The sequence below is a fragment of the Stenotrophomonas sp. STEN009 genome, assembly GCF_056760395.1.
In genome coordinates this window covers 52,172-67,101 of sequence record NZ_JBRRES010000016.1, presented here as the reverse complement: position 1 = coordinate 67,101, position 14,930 = coordinate 52,172, and the positions used below count along the sequence as shown (strand labels likewise).

Genomic DNA, 14,930 nt, shown 5'->3' with positions numbered 1-14,930 from the left:
CGCCGCCACCGTTCCGCACTTCCCGCCCTGCCGTTGCTGAGCCACTGCCTGCCATGACGCCTGTCCGCCCCACCCGCCTGTCCGGCCTGGAACCGCTGGTCATCACCCCGGACCTGCTGTTCGTCAACGTCGGCGAGCGCACCAACGTCACCGGCAGCGCGCAGTTCCGCAAGCTGATCAAGGAAGGCCGCTACGAGGAGGCCGTGGACGTGGCCCGGCAACAAGTGGCCAGTGGCGCGCAGATCCTCGACGTCAACATGGACGAGGGCCTGATCGACTCCGAGGCGGCGATGACCCGCTACCTCAACCTGATCATGTCCGAGCCCGACATCGCCCGCATTCCGGTGATGGTCGACTCGTCCAAATGGAGCGTGATCGAAGCCGGCCTGAAATGCCTGCAGGGCAAGAGCGTGGTCAATTCGATCTCGCTGAAGGAAGGCGAGGCCCTGTTCCGCGAACACGCGCGCAAGGTGCTGCGTTACGGCGCGGCAGCGGTGGTGATGGCGTTCGACGAAAGCGGCCAGGCCGACACCTGTGCGCGCAAGGTCGAGATCTGTACGCGCGCCTACCGCATTCTGGTCGATGAGATCGGCTTCCCGCCACAGGACATCATCTTCGACCCGAACATCTTCGCTGTCGCCACCGGCATCGAGGAGCACGACAACTACGCGGTGGACTTCATCGAAGCCACGCGCATCATCAAGCAGACTCTGCCGCACTGCCACGTCTCCGGCGGCGTTTCCAACGTGTCGTTCTCGTTCCGTGGCAACGAAACGGTGCGCCAGGCGATCCATTCGGTCTTCCTGTACCACGCCATCGCCGCCGGCATGGACATGGGCATCGTCAACGCCGGTGCCATGCCGATCTATGACGAACTGGAGCCGGACCTGCGCGAGCGCGTGGAGGACGTGATCCTCAACCGCCGCCCCGACGCCACCGAGCGCCTGCTGGAGATTGCCGAACGCTACAAGGGCAGCAAGGGCAAGGTGAAAAGCGAAGACATGGCCTGGCGCGCCAAGCCGGTCGAGCAGCGCCTGGCCCACGCCCTGGTGCACGGGCTGGATGCGTTCGTGGAAGAGGACACCGAGCTGGCACGGCAGGCCTCCAGCCGTCCACTGGACGTGATCGAAGGGCCGTTGATGGATGGCATGAACGTCGTCGGCGACCTGTTCGGTGCCGGCAAGATGTTCCTGCCGCAGGTGGTGAAGTCGGCCCGCGTGATGAAAAAGGCGGTGGCCTACCTGCTGCCCTATATCGAGGCGGAGAAGGCCCGCAGCGGTGACACCGCCAAGAGCAACGGCCGCATCATCATGGCCACCGTGAAAGGCGATGTGCACGACATCGGCAAGAACATCGTCGGCGTGGTCCTTGCCTGCAACAACTTCGAAGTGGTCGATCTGGGCGTGATGGTGCCGGCACAGAAGATTCTCGATGCGGCCCGCGAGCACAAGGCCGATCTGATCGGCCTGTCCGGGCTGATCACGCCGTCACTGGAGGAAATGAGCCATGTCGCCCGCGAGATGCAGCGCCAGGGATTCGACCTGCCATTGCTGATCGGCGGTGCCACCACCTCGCGCGCGCACACGGCGTTGAAGATCGACCCGCACTACCATGCCCCTACGGTGTGGGTGAAGGATGCCTCGCGCGCGGTGGGCGTGGCCCAGTCGCTGATCTCGCGCGACCTGCGCGCGGGCTTCGTTGCTGCCAATGAAGCCGACTACGCCGAGATCCGCGCCCGTCACCGCAACCGTGGCGATGCCAAGCGGCTGGTCTCGCTGGAGCACGCGCGCGGCCAGAAATTCCAGGGCGGCTGGGACAGTTATGTGCCCCCGGTTCCGAACCAGCCCGGACTGCATGTGTTCGAAGACTATCCCCTGTCGGAACTGGTCGATTACATCGACTGGACGCCGTTCTTCCAGGCCTGGGAACTGGCTGGCAAGTTTCCGGCCATCCTCACTGACGAGATCGTCGGCACCCAGGCCAGCGAGCTGTACCGCGACGCCCGGGCGATGCTGGCGTGCATCGTCGCGGAGAAGTGGCTGACCGCCAAGGCGGTGTTCGGCCTGTGGCCGGCCAACAGTGTCGGTGACGATGTCCGCGTGCAGCATCCACAGGGCGAGACCACCCTGCACTTCCTTCGCCAGCAGGTCGACAAGCCGGCCGAGCGCCCCGACTTCTGCCTGGCCGATTTCATCGCACCGGCCGACAGCGGGCGACAGGACTGGATCGGTGCGTTCGCGGTCACCGCCGGTATCGGCATCGATGCCCATGTCGCGCGCTTTGAAGCCGAGCACGACGATTACAACGCGATCCTGCTCAAGGCCCTGGCCGACCGCTTCGCCGAAGCACTGGCCGAACGCCTGCACCAGCGGGTGCGCACCGAGTTCTGGGGCTATGACCGCACCGAAGCGCTGGACAACGATGCGCTGATCGACGAGAAGTATCGCGGCATCCGGCCCGCCCCCGGCTATCCAGCGTGCCCGGAGCACAGCGAGAAGCGCCGCCTGTTCGATCTGCTGCAGGCGGAAGCCAACGCGGGCATGACGCTGACCGAGAGCTTCGCGATGCTGCCCACCGCGGCCGTCTCCGGCTACTACTTCAGCCATCCACAGAGCCAGTACTTCGTGGTCGGCCGCCTCAGCCGCGAACAGGTGGGCGACTACGCGCGGCGCAAGGGCGTGGATCGCGCCCAGGCCGAGCGCTGGCTCGCATCCAACCTCGACTACGATCCCGAATAGACCGCGCAGAAACAGCAACGCCGGGCATTGCCCGGCGTTTCCGATCACTGCGGTGCAGGCTTACCAGACCAGGTCATCCGGCACCTGGTACTGCGGATCGGCGTAGGGATCGTCCTCGGCCGGGGCATCCGGATCGACCTTCAGCGCCACCGAGGCCGCGAACACGGCTTCGGCCTGGTTCAGCACCTCGGCGGTGACCAGCAGATAGCGGCCATTGAGCTGCACCACGCCCAGCTCGCCGGCATTGAGCGCGGTCAGCTGTGCCGCGGTGACATAGATCCGCTTGATCTTGCCGCCATACGGGAAGTGCCGCGCGATGTCGGCCGCCTCGTCATTCAGGCCCTTGTCCTTCAGCAGTTCTTCCAGCTTCGCCTTCGCCTCGCGGCGCTGACGCGCTTCCTCCTGCTTCAGGCGCTCGGCTTCGATGCGCTCTTCCTTCTCCTTCTGGGCACGGATGGCATAGGCCTTGGCCAGATCCATCTCCTCGGCACTGCGCGGCCTGCGCGGGCCCTGTCCACGGTGCTGCCCCGGCTTGCCCGGCGCACCACCGGGACCGCGACGCTCACCGGGCGTGTGCTCGCCCTTGCCTGCGCCCTGCGGCTTTCCATTGCCGTTGCCGCCCTTGCCCTGCGGGCGGCCATCACGGCGGGGGCCATCATTCTTGCGCTCGGGCTTGGGCGCGGGCTTGAAGCCCAGGCCCAGCAACTGGTCGCGGAGGGTATCGCTCATAGATAAGGGTATGGATCAGTAGTGCGGCGGCGGCGGTTCGCTCGCCGGATCGGAGGAATTCAGTGCGTTGCGGACCTTGCCCAGGTCTTCCAGCAGCACGCGCAGCACATCGGCGTTGCGGGTGCCCTGCATCCGGGCATCGGCCAGTGCGTCGCTCAGTTCGGCCAGCGCGTGTTCCTGGAAGGACACACGCATCTCCAGCTCGACCAGGCGCGCTTCCAGCGCCTGCTCGCGTTCGGTCGGCAGCTCAGACATGCAGTGAACGCCCCCGGCCGATGCCGTAGTACGCCAGGCCCGCCGCTTCGACCTCGGCGGGGTCGTACAGGTTGCGGCCGTCGAACACGACCGCGTCCTTCAGCCGTTCGCGCAGCATCGAAAAATCAGGGCTGCGGAACTGCTTCCATTCGGTCACCACGATCAACGCATCGGCGCCCTGCAGCGCGTCATCGGCGCTGTCACAGAACACCAGATCATCGCGCTCACCGAAGATGCGCTGCGCTTCGTGCATGGCTTCGGGGTCGAACGCACGTACGGTCGCCCCACCCTCCCACAGCTGCGCCAGCAGGCGGCGGCTGGAGGCCTCGCGCATGTCGTCGGTATTCGGCTTGAAGGCCAGCCCCCACACGGCGAACGTCCTGCCGCGCACGCCCTCGTCCTCGCCCTTGCCATAGTGGCGCTGGACCAGGGCGAACAGGTGGCCCTTCTGCGCATCGTTGACCGCTTCCACCGCGTTCAGCAGCTTCGGCTCCAGGCCGCTCTGCTGGGCGGTGCGGGCCAGCGCCTGCACATCCTTGGGGAAACACGAGCCACCGTAACCGGCGCCCGGATAGATGAAATGCCAGCCGATGCGCGGGTCCGAGCCGATCCCCTGGCGGACCTGCTCGACGTCGGCGCCGACACGCTCGGCAATGTTGGCAATCTCGTTCATGAACGAAATCTTGGTCGCCAGCATCGCGTTGGCGGCGTACTTGGTCAGCTCGGCCGAGCGTACGTCCATCTCCACCACGCGGTCGTGGTTGCGGTTGAACGGTGCATACAGGCGACGCATCACCGCCACCGACTCGTCGCTGGTGGCGCCGATGATGATGCGGTCCGGTCGCATGCAGTCGGCGACCGCGTCGCCTTCCTTCAGGAACTCCGGGTTGGAGACCACATCGAAGGCGATGTCGGCGCCGCGCGCCGCGAGTTCGTCGGTGATCGCTGCACGGACCTTGTCGGCGGTGCCGACCGGCACCGTCGACTTGTTGACCACCACGGTCGGCACGCTCATGTGCCGGCCGATGGTGCGGGCCACGGCCAGCACGTACTGCAGGTCGGCGCTGCCATCCTCGTCCGGCGGCGTGCCCACGGCGATGAACACCACCTGGCCATGCGCGATCGCCGCGGCCGCATCAGTGGTGAACGCCAGCCGCGCCGCAGCGTGGTTGGCCTTCACCATCGGCTCCAGGCCCGGCTCATAGATCGGGATGATGCCCTGGTTCAGGCCATCGACCTTGCCCTGGTCGATATCGACGCAGATCACCTGGTGGCCGACATCGGCCAGGCAGGTGCCCGTCACCAGGCCGACGTAACCGGTACCGAAAATCGCAACGCGCATGTCCGTGCAGGCTCCGTGGTGGCTTACGGCAGGACGCCCAGCAGTTCGACGTCGAAGGTCAGCGTGGCGTTCGGACCGATCGGGCCGCCCGGGGTGCCGTTCTCACCGTAGGCCAGCTCGCCCGGGATCCAGAAGCGGTACTTGGAGCCGACCGGCATCAGCGCGACGCCTTCGGTCCAGCCCTTGATCACCTGGTCCAGGCCGAACTCGGCCGGGCCACGGCTGGCGGAGCTGTCAAAGACGGTGCCGTCGAGCAGCTTGCCTTCGTAGTTCACGCGCACCTTGCTGGTCGGCAGCGGACGCTCGCCGCTGCCCGGGCGGATCACCTGGTACTGCAGCCCAGAGGCCGTGGTCACCACGCCCGGCTGGGTCTTGTTCTTGGCCAGGAATGCATTGCCTTCCTGACGGTTGGTCTGTGCAGCCTGGGCGGCCTTGGCCTGCATTTCGGCCTGCTTGGTGCCCATGAACGCCTGGATGGTGGCCGTGGCGTCAGCCTCGGTCATCTTCGGCTGGCCCTTGCTCAGACCAGTGCTGATTGCGTCAAACAGCGACGCAACGTCAATGTCGTCCTTCAGCTGTGCCAGCGACGGACCCACCGAGTAGGAACCGATCATCTGTGCGACCTTCACCCGATCGACCTTCGGCGGCTGCGAGCCCGGCGCAACGCCCGGCACCTGCTGGCCGCTGCGGGCCATCACGACCTGGCGCAGGGCGGCATCGGTGGCCTTGGCCTGCTCCTGGGTGATCTGCGGCTGCAGGCCTTCGAACGAACGCTCCACGGCCGTGCGCAGGGCAGCGACGTCGATTTCATCGGCGATCGGGGTGAACGACTTGGCGACATCCAGGCCGATGGCGTAACCGAGCTTCTGCTTGGGGGAATTCAAGGTTGCGGTCTCCTTGGCGGCTGCGGGGGCCGCCGGTTGTTGCGACAGAGCGACACCCGAAGTGCCCATCGCCAGAATCAGAACCGACGCCGCTGCGCCGCGCATTCCCATCTTCATTCGCTGCATTCCTGGAAGTGACTGGGCGCCGACGTCGGCGCGAAAAGAAGCATTGTCGCACGCATGCCGTCGATGTCGAGGCATCCGTGCCGGATATCAACGCGTGGCGGCGGGCGCGGCCAGTGCCTTGTCGATGGCCGCGATCAGCTGCGGATCATCCGGCGTGACCTTGCTGGCGAACTGGGCGATGACCCTGCCGTCGCGGCCGACCAGGTACTTGTGGAAGTTCCAGCCCGGCGCCACGCCGGTTGCCGCGGTCAGGCGCTGGTACAGCGGGGTGGCCTGCGCGCCGACCACGTGGACCTTCTCGAACATCGGGAACTTCACGCCATAGGTCAGCGTGCAGAATTCCTGGATCTGCGTTTCGTCACCGGGTTCCTGGCCCTTGAAATCGTTGGACGGGAAGCCGAGGACCGCGAACCCGCGGCGTGCATAGCGCTGCTGCAGCGCTTCCAGGCCTTCGTACTGCGGCGTGTACCCGCACTTGCTGGCGGTATTGACCACCAGCAGCACCTGGCCGTGATAGCGCTGCTGCAGGTTGACCTGCTGCTTGCCGGCCAGGGGCCGGTAGTCCACATCCAGCAGATCGGCGGCCAGGGTGAGGCCGGGAAGGGCCAGCCCAGCCAGCAGGGTCAGCAGGGAAAGACCGCGCAGGCGGCGCGGGAAGACGGTCGGCAGGGGCATCGGAGCGGTCCGCGGTGGCCATTCACAGGGCCCGGCCGGGAGCGGCCGGGAATCGGCCGAACTATAGCACCGGCCCCGGGGGCACCCCGCCGCGCGACCGCCCCGGCGCTTTGCGCGGATTGGCGGCAACGCAGCCGGAGCCAGAAGCTGGCCGGTGCTTGACATAGCATGGACGCAGCTGAATGGAAGCGACGCGACGGCCTGCGCCCACCGAGCATCATTCCGCATTCAAATCAATGGCTTGCAGAATTGCGTCTATGCCATGACACCCCCTGCCATCAGTTGGGTCATGTCGGGGGTTGCACGTCGGCGTGCCGGTGTTATAGTTGCATACAACACCAGTCACCTGAGACAGGGGGTATGCCATGAACACCCGGATGCATCGCAACGTCACCGCTCCCGCGATCACCGCCGTTTCGACCCTGCTGGTGATGGCGTGGCTGGCCTCGCCACGCGCGCCCACCGCCCCCTCTCTGTCCGATACCCCGCAGGATGCGCCCACTCCCACGGCCGGGACGCCGGAAGCTTCACCCTCCCCCCCGCGTCGGCTGCACAGCTCCCTGTCCATGCCGTATTTCTCGTTCGCACAGCCGCTGACCCCACGGAGCTGACCATGAGCGACATCCAGTGGAGCGACGGCGCTCCCATCTACCGCCAGCTGAAGGAGCGCGTGATCGCCATGATGCTCGACGGAATCCTCAAGCCGGGCGATGCCCTGCCTTCGGTGCGCCAGGTGGCCGCCGACTACCAGCTCAACCCCATCACCGTTTCGCGCGCCTACCAGGAACTGGCTGACGAAGGCCTGGTCGAGAAGCGCCGGGGCCTGGGCATGTTCATGACCGAGCAGGCGGCCACGCAGCTGCGCAGCAGCGAGCGCGAGCGCTTCCTCAATGAAGAATGGCCGGCCGTCCTGGAGCGCATCCAGCGCCTGGGGCTGAGCCTCGACGAATTGCTGACCCAGGGGAAAGTCTGATGAATGCCAGCCTCACCAGTACCGCTGCAAGCGACGCGGTCATCACCGCCCGCGGCCTGCGCAAGGCCTACAAGAGCACGGTCGCGCTCGACAATGCCAGCTTCACCATCCCGGCGGGCCGGATCATCGGCCTGATCGGACCCAACGGTGCCGGCAAGACCACCGCGTTGAAGGCCATCCTCGGCCTGACCACGGTGGAAGGCGACCTCAGCGTGCTCGGCCGCGACCCGCGCCTGCATCGGGATGAGCTGATGAAGGACATCTGCTTCATCGCCGACGTCGCGGTGCTGCCCCGCTGGCTGAAGGTGCGCGAGGCCATCGACTTCGTCGCCGGCGTGCATCCACGCTTCGATCGCGCCCGCTGCGAGCGCTTCCTGGCCAACACCAAGCTGCAGCCGAAGCAGCGCGTGCGCGAACTGTCCAAAGGCATGATCGTGCAGCTGCACCTGGCCCTGGTGATGGCCATCGACGCCCGCGTGCTGGTGCTCGACGAGCCGACCCTGGGCCTGGACATCCTGTACCGCAAGGAGTTCTACCAGCGCCTGCTGGAGGACTACTTCGACGAGCAGAAGACGATCATCGTCACCACCCACCAGGTCGAAGAGATCGAGCACATCCTCAGCGACGTCATGTTCATCCGCGACGGCCGCATCGTGCTCGACGCAGAGATGGACGATGTCGGCCAACGCTACACCGAGCTGCTGGTCAACGCCGAGCAGCTCGATACCGCGCGTGCGCTCAAGCCGATCGACGAGCGCGCCCTGGCCTTCGGCAAGACCGTGCTGCTGTATGACGGCGTGCCGCGTGACCAGCTCACCTCCCTCGGCGAGACCCGCAGCCCGGGCCTGGCTGATCTGTTCGTCGCTGTCATGAAGGGGACCTACGCATGAACGCCGTCAATCATCCCGTCGGCCCCGCCGGCACGCTGCGCTGGCTGCTCAAGCGTGAATACTGGGAGAACCGTGGCGGGTTCCTCTATGCGCCGCTGATTGCCGGCGTGGTGTCGCTGCTGATGAGCGGTGTGGGCATCGCCTTCGGCCTGTTCGCCCTGCATCGGGCTGCGCGCGACGGCAATCTGCACATCGATGGCGAGGACGTGAACATCAACGGCCTGGACCTGGCGCTGCTGACCCGCAACATCAGTGCCAAGGACATGGCCGACCTGGGCAACGGCCTCGACCTGACCCTGGTGCTGAGTTCGGCCTGGCCGTTCCTGGTGCTGGCGTTCGTGATGTTCTTCTACTGCCTTGGCGCGCTGTATGACGACCGCCGCGACCGCAGCATCCTGTTCTGGAAATCACTGCCACTGTCCGATACCCAGACCGTGCTTTCCAAGGCGATCAGCGCGCTGGTGATCGCCCCGCTGATCGCAGTGGTCGCCGGCATCCTGACCATGTTCGGCTTCCTCGCCATCATCAGCCTGGTGGCCGCGCTGCACGGTGGCAGCCCGATGAACCTGATCTGGGGACCGGCCAGCCCGCTGACCCTGGCCGCCGGCCATCTGTCCTGGATTCCGGTCTACGTCCTGTGGGCGCTGCCGACCGCCGGCTGGCTGCTGCTGTGCTCGGCCTGGGCCAAGTCCAAGCCGTTCCTGTGGGCGGTGATGCTGCCGCTGTTCGCCGGGATCATCGTCTCCACCACCAAGGTCATGACCCTGTTCGGGCTCACCAGCGGCTGGTTCTGGCAGAACGTCGTCGGTCGCCTGCTGCTCAGTGGCGTGCCCGGCATGGACCTGATCTACCGCACCGGCCTGCAGGACTCGCGTGCGGACCTGGAATCGGTCACCGCGCTGATGGGCCCGGTCGCGCAGCTGAAGTCGCTGGCGATGCCGGGACTGTGGATCGGCGCTGCGTTCGGCGCGCTTTTCATCTTCCTTGCCATCCGCCTGCGCCGCCGCGCCGGCGAAATCTGACCCCTTACCGGAGCCACCACCCATGCGTTCCCTGCTCGCCTGTACCGCGTTGTTGCTGATGCCGCTGTCGGCCCTGGCCGCCGATGCACCCAACTGCAAGTTCACCGCTGCACGCACGTTGAAGCTGGACGCGGCCGGTGCCAAGGCGGTGGTGTTCGAGGTGAACCAGTTCGATCTGAAGGTGACCGCCCGCAGTGGAGGCGGTCAGCTCGACGGCCGTGCCTGCGCGTCCAGCCAGGATCTGCTGGACCAGCTGGTGCTGGACCAGCGCCGGGAAGGCGACAAGCTGGTGGTCAGCCTGCGCCGCGCAAGCCGTGCCGGCCTGAACCTGGGCAACTTCTACGCCTGGCTGGACATCCGCGGCAGCGTGCCGGACAACCTGCCGCTGCAGTTCAAGGTCGGCTCCGGCGATGCCAGCATCGACAACGCGCAGTCACTGAGCGTGGATGTCGGCTCCGGCGACGCCGTTGCGCGCGGCACCCGCGGCACCATCCATGCCTCCGTCGGCTCCGGCGACCTGGAGATCGACGGTGGCAGCGCACTGAACCTGCTGTCGCTCGGCTCGGGTGACGTCAAGGCGCGCAACATCGGGGGCGACGCGATCGTCGGCACGGTCGGCTCCGGCGACCTCACGATCAGCGACGTGCGTGGCAACGCACGCCTGGACACGGTCGGATCGGGCGACGTCGACTTCAAGCGCGTGCAGGGCAGCGTCCAGATCGGCGTGGTGGGCTCGGGGGGCATCGACCTGGGTGACATCGGCGGCGATGTGCACGTGCGCAGCCATGGCTCCGGCGACATCGACGTCGATGGCGTGCGCGGCAACCTGACCGTCGATCACAGCGGCAGCGGCGACGTCGTGCACCGCAACGTCAGCGGCAGGGTCACCCTGCCCCGCAACAAGTAAATCCCAACCCACCGATTCGAGGGGAATGCCATGAACCTGATGCGCCTGCTGCCTGCCACCCTGCTGTGCCTGCCGCTGATCGCCTGCGGTGGCACGTCTTCCGCGCCCGACACCAGTGTCGGCAAGAGCGTCGCCGAAACCTCCAGCGGCGTTGGCAGAAAAGTCCAGGAAGCCATGGATGAGGCCCGCAGGGAGATCACTGAGGGCAACATCAAGATCTCCGCCGACAATCAGCCGCGCGCGGAGATCACGCCGGATGGACATCTGCTGATCGGCGGCAAGGATGTGCCGACCAACGACGCGCAGCGCCGCCAGCTGCTGGAGTACCGCGGTCACGTGGTCGCCATCGCGACGGACGGGATGAATGTCGGCCTGGCCGGTGCCAAGCTCGGTGCCAGCGCTGCCGGTGAAGCGCTCAAGGGTATCTTCAGCGGTGACAGCGAAGGCGTGGAGAAGCGGATCAACGCCGAGGCCGCCAAGATCGAAGCGCAGGCCAAGCGCATCTGCGACCGCCTGCCGGCGATGCTGGCCAGCCAGCAGGCGCTTGCCCGCGAACTGCCGGCCTTCAAGCCCTACGCCAGCATGGACCAGAGCGACGTCGACGACTGCGGAAAGGACAGCTCGGTCACCTTCTCCAACTGAGACACTTCAGCGCACCCGGCCGGCGGGGGGCCTCCGCTGCCGGCACCGGGCTTACAATGGCCCCCCCGGATGCCCCCGATCGAATCGTCATGAAGAAGCTGTTTCTGCTGCTGGCTGCCCTGTTCTGCCTGGGCCTGGCCGGCTGCGACCAGGATTACCGCAACCACCGCGCAGAGCGTGGCAAGCCCAAGATCTCCGTCAGCGAAGGCATGGTGACCGTGCGCCGTCCACCGGCACCGAACATCATCATCCTGGCCGACGGCACGATGAAGATGGACGAGATCCAGATTCCGCTGGACGATGCGCAGAAACAGATGCTGCAGACGATGTTCGGCAAGCTGCAGGTACTGCGCCAGAACACGCTGGTGGCCGCCCCGGCCGATCCGAACATGCAGCCGGTGAAGATCCAGCCGCCGGAGGGCATGGACGTCATTCCAGGCGACCTGATCCAGCGCATCCCCGAGTTCAAGGACTACACCGAGACCTTCGGCAACATCGTCGCCGACCGTCGCTGAACGCAAACGCCGCCCGAGGGCGGCGTTTCTCATTGGCCCGGCAAGTCTGCTCGGCAGATCAACCGCCGCCACCGCCTCCCGCATGGATGCCGCCAGCGGTCAGCGCCGTCGGATCCAGCAGGCGCCGCAGTTCCGCTTCGCCCAGGCCGCTGTCCTCCAGCGCCACCTCCAGCACCGGCCGCTGTTCCTTGTAGGCGCGCTTGGCGATTGCCGCGGCCTTCTCATAGCCGATGATCGGGTTCAGCGCAGTGACCAGGATCGGGTTGCGCGCCAGCGCCTCCGCCACGCGATCCTCGCGCACCTTCAGGCCTGCGATGGCGCTGTCGGCCAGCAGCGTCGACACGTTGGCCAGCAGGCCGATGCCTTCGAGCAGGTTCACCGCGATCAGCGGCAGGGTCACATTGAGCTGGAAATTGCCGGTCTGCCCGGCCACCGTGATCGCCGTGTGGTGACCGATCACCTGCGCGCAGGCCATCACCGTCGCCTCCGGAATCACCGGATTGACCTTGCCCGGCATGATCGAGCTGCCCGGCTGCAGGGCCGGCAGTTCGATCTCGCCCAGCCCCGCCAGCGGCCCGGCATTCATCCAGCGCAGATCGTTGGCGATCTTGATCAGCGCCACCGCCAGCGCATTGAGCTGGCCGGACAGCTCCACCGCATCGTCCTGCGCGGCCAGGCCTTCAAACTTGTTGTCGGCACTGTCGAACTTGAAACCCGAGTGCTGCTTGAGGGCCTTGGCCACCTGAGCGCCGAAACGCGGATCGGCATTGATGCCGGTACCGATGGCGGTGCCGCCCAGCGGCAGCCGGCGGACGCGCTTGAGGCTGTCCTCGATGCGCGCCTGTGCCGATGCCAGCTGTGCCGACCAGGCACCGAACTCCTGCTCGAAGGTCAGCGGCATGGCGTCCATCAGGTGGGTACGGCCGGTCTTGACCACCTTGCGCAGGCTGCGGCCCTTCCTGTCGATGGTCCTGCGCAGATGCGCCAGCGCGGGCAGCAGCTGTTCGTGCGCCGCCAGCACCGCCGAGACGCGCAGCGCGGTCGGGATCACGTCATTGGAGCTCTGCCCCTGGTTGACGTGGTCGTTGGGATGGACCGTGGTCTTGCCGGCCTTGCCGGCGCGGTTGGCCAGGGTCGCGATGACCTCGTTGGCATTCATGTTCGAGGACGTACCCGAACCGGTCTGGTAGACATCGATGGGGAAATGCGCGTCCCAGTCGCCCGCCGCCACTTCCGCTGCGGCGGCCTGGATCGCCTTGGCCACGTTCCTGGGCAGGTGGCCCAGTTCGGCGTTGACGCCGGCAGCGGCGCCCTTGACCAGACCCAGCGCACGGATGAACCCGCGCGGCATGCGCTGGCCGGACACCGGGAAATTCTGCACGGCGCGCTGGGTCTGCGCGCCCCACAGGGCATCGGCAGGCACCTGCAGCTCGCCCATGCTGTCGTGTTCGATCCGGAACGCCCGGGAGGCACCCTTGCTTGCAGCTTTGCTCATTGCATCGACTCCGCACTACTTCAGTTGGGGAAAGGGAAGCGGCGGCTGGCAGGGTGTCGCTTCCCGGGCTGGCGGCGGCAATCACGATACTCTCTTGCCCGTTGCATGGCATGACGGAAGCGGGCCGGATCGTTTCGTCTGCGGCACCGTTGCCCATCGGGAGCGGCGGGCCCGGCCGGGCGAGGACAGCGCGCAGCCTCCCTGCGCCCGGCGTGGCCCGGTGCTGCCAAGCATGCGAAGGCCACGCGTCGTAGAATATCGGCCCCGCCGCTCGCTCCCGCCCTGCCGACATGTCCGATTCCGCCCTGCTCGCCCTGTCCCCGCTCGATGGCCGCTACGCCGGCAAGGTCGATGCCCTGCGCCCGATCTTCTCCGAGTACGGCCTGATCAAGGCCCGCGTCACGGTCGAGGTGGAGTGGCTGCTGGCGCTGGCCGCCGAGCCGGGCATCGTCGAGCTTGCAGCGTTCTCCGAAGCCGCCACCGCCCGTCTGCGCGCGCTGGCCAGCGGTTTCAGCCCCGCCCATGCCGCCCGGGTGAAGGAGATCGAGCGCACCACCAACCATGACGTCAAGGCGGTGGAGTACTTCATCAAGGAGCAGCTGAAGGACGACGCCGAGCTGGCGCCGGCACTGGAGTTCGTGCATTTCGCCTGCACCAGCGAGGACATCAACAACCTCAGCTACGGCCTGATGCTCGAGCAGGCGCGCCGCGAGGTGCTGCTGCCGACGCTCGACGGCATCGCCGCCACCCTGCGTGGCCTGGCCCACGCCCAGGCCGCGCAGCCGATGCTGTCGCGTACGCACGGCCAGACCGCTTCGCCGACCACCCTGGGCAAGGAGCTGGCGAACGTGGTGGCGCGCCTGGAGCGTCAGCGCCGCCAGATCGCCGCGGTCGAGCTGACCGGCAAGATCAACGGTGCGGTCGGCAACTACAACGCGCACGTCGCCAGCTACCCGGACGTGGACTGGCCGGCCTTCGCCGAACGCTTCGTGACCGGGCTGGGCCTGGTGTTCAACCCGTACACCACGCAGATCGAGCCGCACGACAACGTCGCCGAAATCGGCGATGCCGCCCGCCGCGCCAACATCATCCTGATCGACCTGGCCCGCGACATCTGGGGCTACATCTCGCTGGGCTACTTCAAGCAGCGCCTGAAGGAAGGCGAAGTCGGCTCGTCGACCATGCCGCACAAGGTCAACCCGATCGATTTCGAAAATGCCGAAGGCAACTTCGGCATCGCCAACGCGCTGTTCGAGCATTTCAGCGCGAAGCTGCCGATCAGCCGCTGGCAGCGCGACCTGACCGACTCCACCGTGCTGCGGGCGCTGGGTACCGCCTTCGGCCACAGCCAGGTGGCGCTGGACTCGCTGGCCAAGGGACTGGGCAAGCTGGAGGTGAATCCGCAGCGCCTGGATGCCGACCTGGATGCGGCGTGGGAAGTGCTGGCCGAAGCGGTGCAGACGGTGATGCGCCGCCACGGCCTGCCGAACCCGTACGAGCAGCTGAAGGCCCTGACCCGCGGCCAGGGCATCACCGCCGAGTCGATGCGGGCGTTCGTACAGGGGCTGGAGCTGCCGGCGGATGCGAAGCAGCGGCTGCTGGAGATGACCCCGGGCAGCTATACCGGTCTGGCCGAGGCGCTGGCGAAGAAGATTTAAGGGGTTTCCTTTGCGGCGGCGGCCGCGGGCGCTGCCTGCGGCAGGCAACGGCAACAGCAACGGCAACGTCAAAGGCGGC

The 14,930-nt window shown here is 66.8% G+C and carries 15 protein-coding genes; 9 read left to right on the top strand and 6 right to left on the bottom strand.

The window, feature by feature from the left end:
- Positions 1-53: 53 nt before the first annotated feature.
- Positions 54-2,738 (top strand): methionine synthase, encoded by a 2,685-nt coding sequence (gene metH / locus ACVOMM_RS09625; RefSeq protein WP_065182908.1) that lies wholly within the window; start codon positions 54-56, stop codon positions 2,736-2,738.
- 60 nt (positions 2,739-2,798) lie between these two features.
- Here metH and ACVOMM_RS09620 read toward each other — a convergent pair whose 3' ends face one another.
- The 5 genes from ACVOMM_RS09620 to ACVOMM_RS09600 all read right to left on the bottom strand — a co-directional run bounded on the left by ACVOMM_RS09620 (position 2,799) and on the right by ACVOMM_RS09600 (position 6,749).
- Entirely contained in the window at positions 2,799-3,467 is a 669-nt protein-coding gene (locus tag ACVOMM_RS09620) for a DUF2058 domain-containing protein (RefSeq protein WP_053515404.1), read from the bottom strand.
- 15 nt (positions 3,468-3,482) lie between these two features.
- Positions 3,483-3,722, bottom strand: coding sequence for a SlyX family protein (locus ACVOMM_RS09615; RefSeq protein WP_053515402.1), 240 nt, complete (start codon positions 3,720-3,722; stop codon positions 3,483-3,485).
- Entirely contained in the window at positions 3,715-5,064 is a 1,350-nt protein-coding gene (locus tag ACVOMM_RS09610; protein WP_065176056.1) for a UDP-glucose dehydrogenase family protein, read from the bottom strand. The genes ACVOMM_RS09615 and ACVOMM_RS09610 overlap by 8 nt, the downstream gene beginning before the upstream one ends.
- Before the next feature lie 23 nt (positions 5,065-5,087).
- Positions 5,088-6,065 carry an FKBP-type peptidyl-prolyl cis-trans isomerase N-terminal domain-containing protein gene (locus tag ACVOMM_RS09605; RefSeq protein WP_065182910.1) on the bottom strand — a complete coding sequence of 326 codons (978 nt, stop codon included), beginning with the start codon at positions 6,063-6,065 and terminating at the stop codon, positions 5,088-5,090.
- Positions 6,066-6,161: 96 nt separating this feature from the next.
- Positions 6,162-6,749 (bottom strand): glutathione peroxidase, encoded by a 588-nt coding sequence (locus ACVOMM_RS09600; protein ID WP_481526161.1) that lies wholly within the window; start codon positions 6,747-6,749, stop codon positions 6,162-6,164.
- 365 nt (positions 6,750-7,114) lie between these two features.
- On the opposite strand from ACVOMM_RS09600, the gene ACVOMM_RS09595 reads away from it, so the two are divergent.
- From ACVOMM_RS09595 to ACVOMM_RS09565, 7 genes are all read left to right on the top strand, one after another.
- Positions 7,115-7,360, top strand: coding sequence for a hypothetical protein (locus tag ACVOMM_RS09595; protein ID WP_065176058.1), 246 nt, complete (start codon positions 7,115-7,117; stop codon positions 7,358-7,360).
- A 2-nt stretch (positions 7,361-7,362) separates the two neighbouring features.
- The gene (locus tag ACVOMM_RS09590; RefSeq protein WP_053515392.1) at positions 7,363-7,722 is read left to right on the top strand and encodes a GntR family transcriptional regulator; all 360 of its coding nucleotides are present in this window, start codon (positions 7,363-7,365) and stop codon (positions 7,720-7,722) included.
- Positions 7,722-8,612, top strand: a complete 891-nt coding sequence (locus ACVOMM_RS09585) for an ABC transporter ATP-binding protein (RefSeq protein ID WP_065176059.1) — start codon at positions 7,722-7,724, stop codon at positions 8,610-8,612. The genes ACVOMM_RS09590 and ACVOMM_RS09585 overlap by 1 nt, the downstream gene beginning before the upstream one ends.
- The gene (locus ACVOMM_RS09580; protein ID WP_193396648.1) at positions 8,609-9,634 is read left to right on the top strand and encodes a hypothetical protein; all 1,026 of its coding nucleotides are present in this window, start codon (positions 8,609-8,611) and stop codon (positions 9,632-9,634) included. The genes ACVOMM_RS09585 and ACVOMM_RS09580 overlap by 4 nt, the downstream gene beginning before the upstream one ends.
- Before the next feature lie 22 nt (positions 9,635-9,656).
- A complete protein-coding gene (locus ACVOMM_RS09575) occupies positions 9,657-10,541 on the top strand; it encodes a DUF4097 family beta strand repeat-containing protein (RefSeq protein WP_193396647.1) in 885 nt (294 codons plus the stop codon).
- A 30-nt stretch (positions 10,542-10,571) separates the two neighbouring features.
- Positions 10,572-11,183: a YggN family protein gene (locus tag ACVOMM_RS09570; protein WP_053515384.1), complete on the top strand. Its 612-nt coding sequence runs from the start codon at positions 10,572-10,574 to the stop codon at positions 11,181-11,183.
- A gap of 89 nt (positions 11,184-11,272) precedes the next feature.
- Complete coding sequence (locus ACVOMM_RS09565; protein ID WP_053515382.1) at positions 11,273-11,698, top strand: hypothetical protein; 426 nt, start codon at positions 11,273-11,275, stop codon at positions 11,696-11,698.
- Between the two features lie 58 nt (positions 11,699-11,756).
- Here the strand turns inward: ACVOMM_RS09565 and ACVOMM_RS09560 are convergent, their stop codons facing one another.
- Positions 11,757-13,193, bottom strand: coding sequence for a class II fumarate hydratase (locus ACVOMM_RS09560; protein ID WP_065182914.1), 1,437 nt, complete (start codon positions 13,191-13,193; stop codon positions 11,757-11,759).
- 290 nt (positions 13,194-13,483) lie between these two features.
- Between ACVOMM_RS09560 and purB the strand changes: the two genes are divergently transcribed.
- Positions 13,484-14,851 (top strand): adenylosuccinate lyase, encoded by a 1,368-nt coding sequence (gene purB / locus ACVOMM_RS09555; protein ID WP_128987758.1) that lies wholly within the window; start codon positions 13,484-13,486, stop codon positions 14,849-14,851.
- Positions 14,852-14,930: the final 79 nt, after the last annotated feature.

What these genes read in the sequence shown, in the direction of transcription:
- ACVOMM_RS09610 (WP_065176056.1), bottom strand. Translation starts at nt 5,064, where the DNA reads ATGCGCGTTGCGATTTTCGGTACCGGTTACGTCGGCCTGGTGACGGGC.
- metH (WP_065182908.1), top strand. Translation starts at nt 54, where the DNA reads ATGACGCCTGTCCGCCCCACCCGCCTGTCCGGCCTGGAACCGCTGGTC.
- ACVOMM_RS09595 (WP_065176058.1), top strand. Translation starts at nt 7,115, where the DNA reads ATGAACACCCGGATGCATCGCAACGTCACCGCTCCCGCGATCACCGCC.
- ACVOMM_RS09585 (WP_065176059.1), top strand. Translation starts at nt 7,722, where the DNA reads ATGAATGCCAGCCTCACCAGTACCGCTGCAAGCGACGCGGTCATCACC.
- ACVOMM_RS09580 (WP_193396648.1), top strand. Translation starts at nt 8,609, where the DNA reads ATGAACGCCGTCAATCATCCCGTCGGCCCCGCCGGCACGCTGCGCTGG.
- ACVOMM_RS09590 (WP_053515392.1), top strand. Translation starts at nt 7,363, where the DNA reads ATGAGCGACATCCAGTGGAGCGACGGCGCTCCCATCTACCGCCAGCTG.
- ACVOMM_RS09620 (WP_053515404.1), bottom strand. Translation starts at nt 3,467, where the DNA reads ATGAGCGATACCCTCCGCGACCAGTTGCTGGGCCTGGGCTTCAAGCCC.
- ACVOMM_RS09600 (WP_481526161.1), bottom strand. Translation starts at nt 6,749, where the DNA reads ATGCCCCTGCCGACCGTCTTCCCGCGCCGCCTGCGCGGTCTTTCCCTG.
- ACVOMM_RS09570 (WP_053515384.1), top strand. Translation starts at nt 10,572, where the DNA reads ATGAACCTGATGCGCCTGCTGCCTGCCACCCTGCTGTGCCTGCCGCTG.
- ACVOMM_RS09560 (WP_065182914.1), bottom strand. Translation starts at nt 13,193, where the DNA reads ATGAGCAAAGCTGCAAGCAAGGGTGCCTCCCGGGCGTTCCGGATCGAA.
- ACVOMM_RS09575 (WP_193396647.1), top strand. Translation starts at nt 9,657, where the DNA reads ATGCGTTCCCTGCTCGCCTGTACCGCGTTGTTGCTGATGCCGCTGTCG.
- purB (WP_128987758.1), top strand. Translation starts at nt 13,484, where the DNA reads ATGTCCGATTCCGCCCTGCTCGCCCTGTCCCCGCTCGATGGCCGCTAC.
- ACVOMM_RS09615 (WP_053515402.1), bottom strand. Translation starts at nt 3,722, where the DNA reads ATGTCTGAGCTGCCGACCGAACGCGAGCAGGCGCTGGAAGCGCGCCTG.
- ACVOMM_RS09605 (WP_065182910.1), bottom strand. Translation starts at nt 6,065, where the DNA reads ATGAAGATGGGAATGCGCGGCGCAGCGGCGTCGGTTCTGATTCTGGCG.
- ACVOMM_RS09565 (WP_053515382.1), top strand. Translation starts at nt 11,273, where the DNA reads ATGAAGAAGCTGTTTCTGCTGCTGGCTGCCCTGTTCTGCCTGGGCCTG.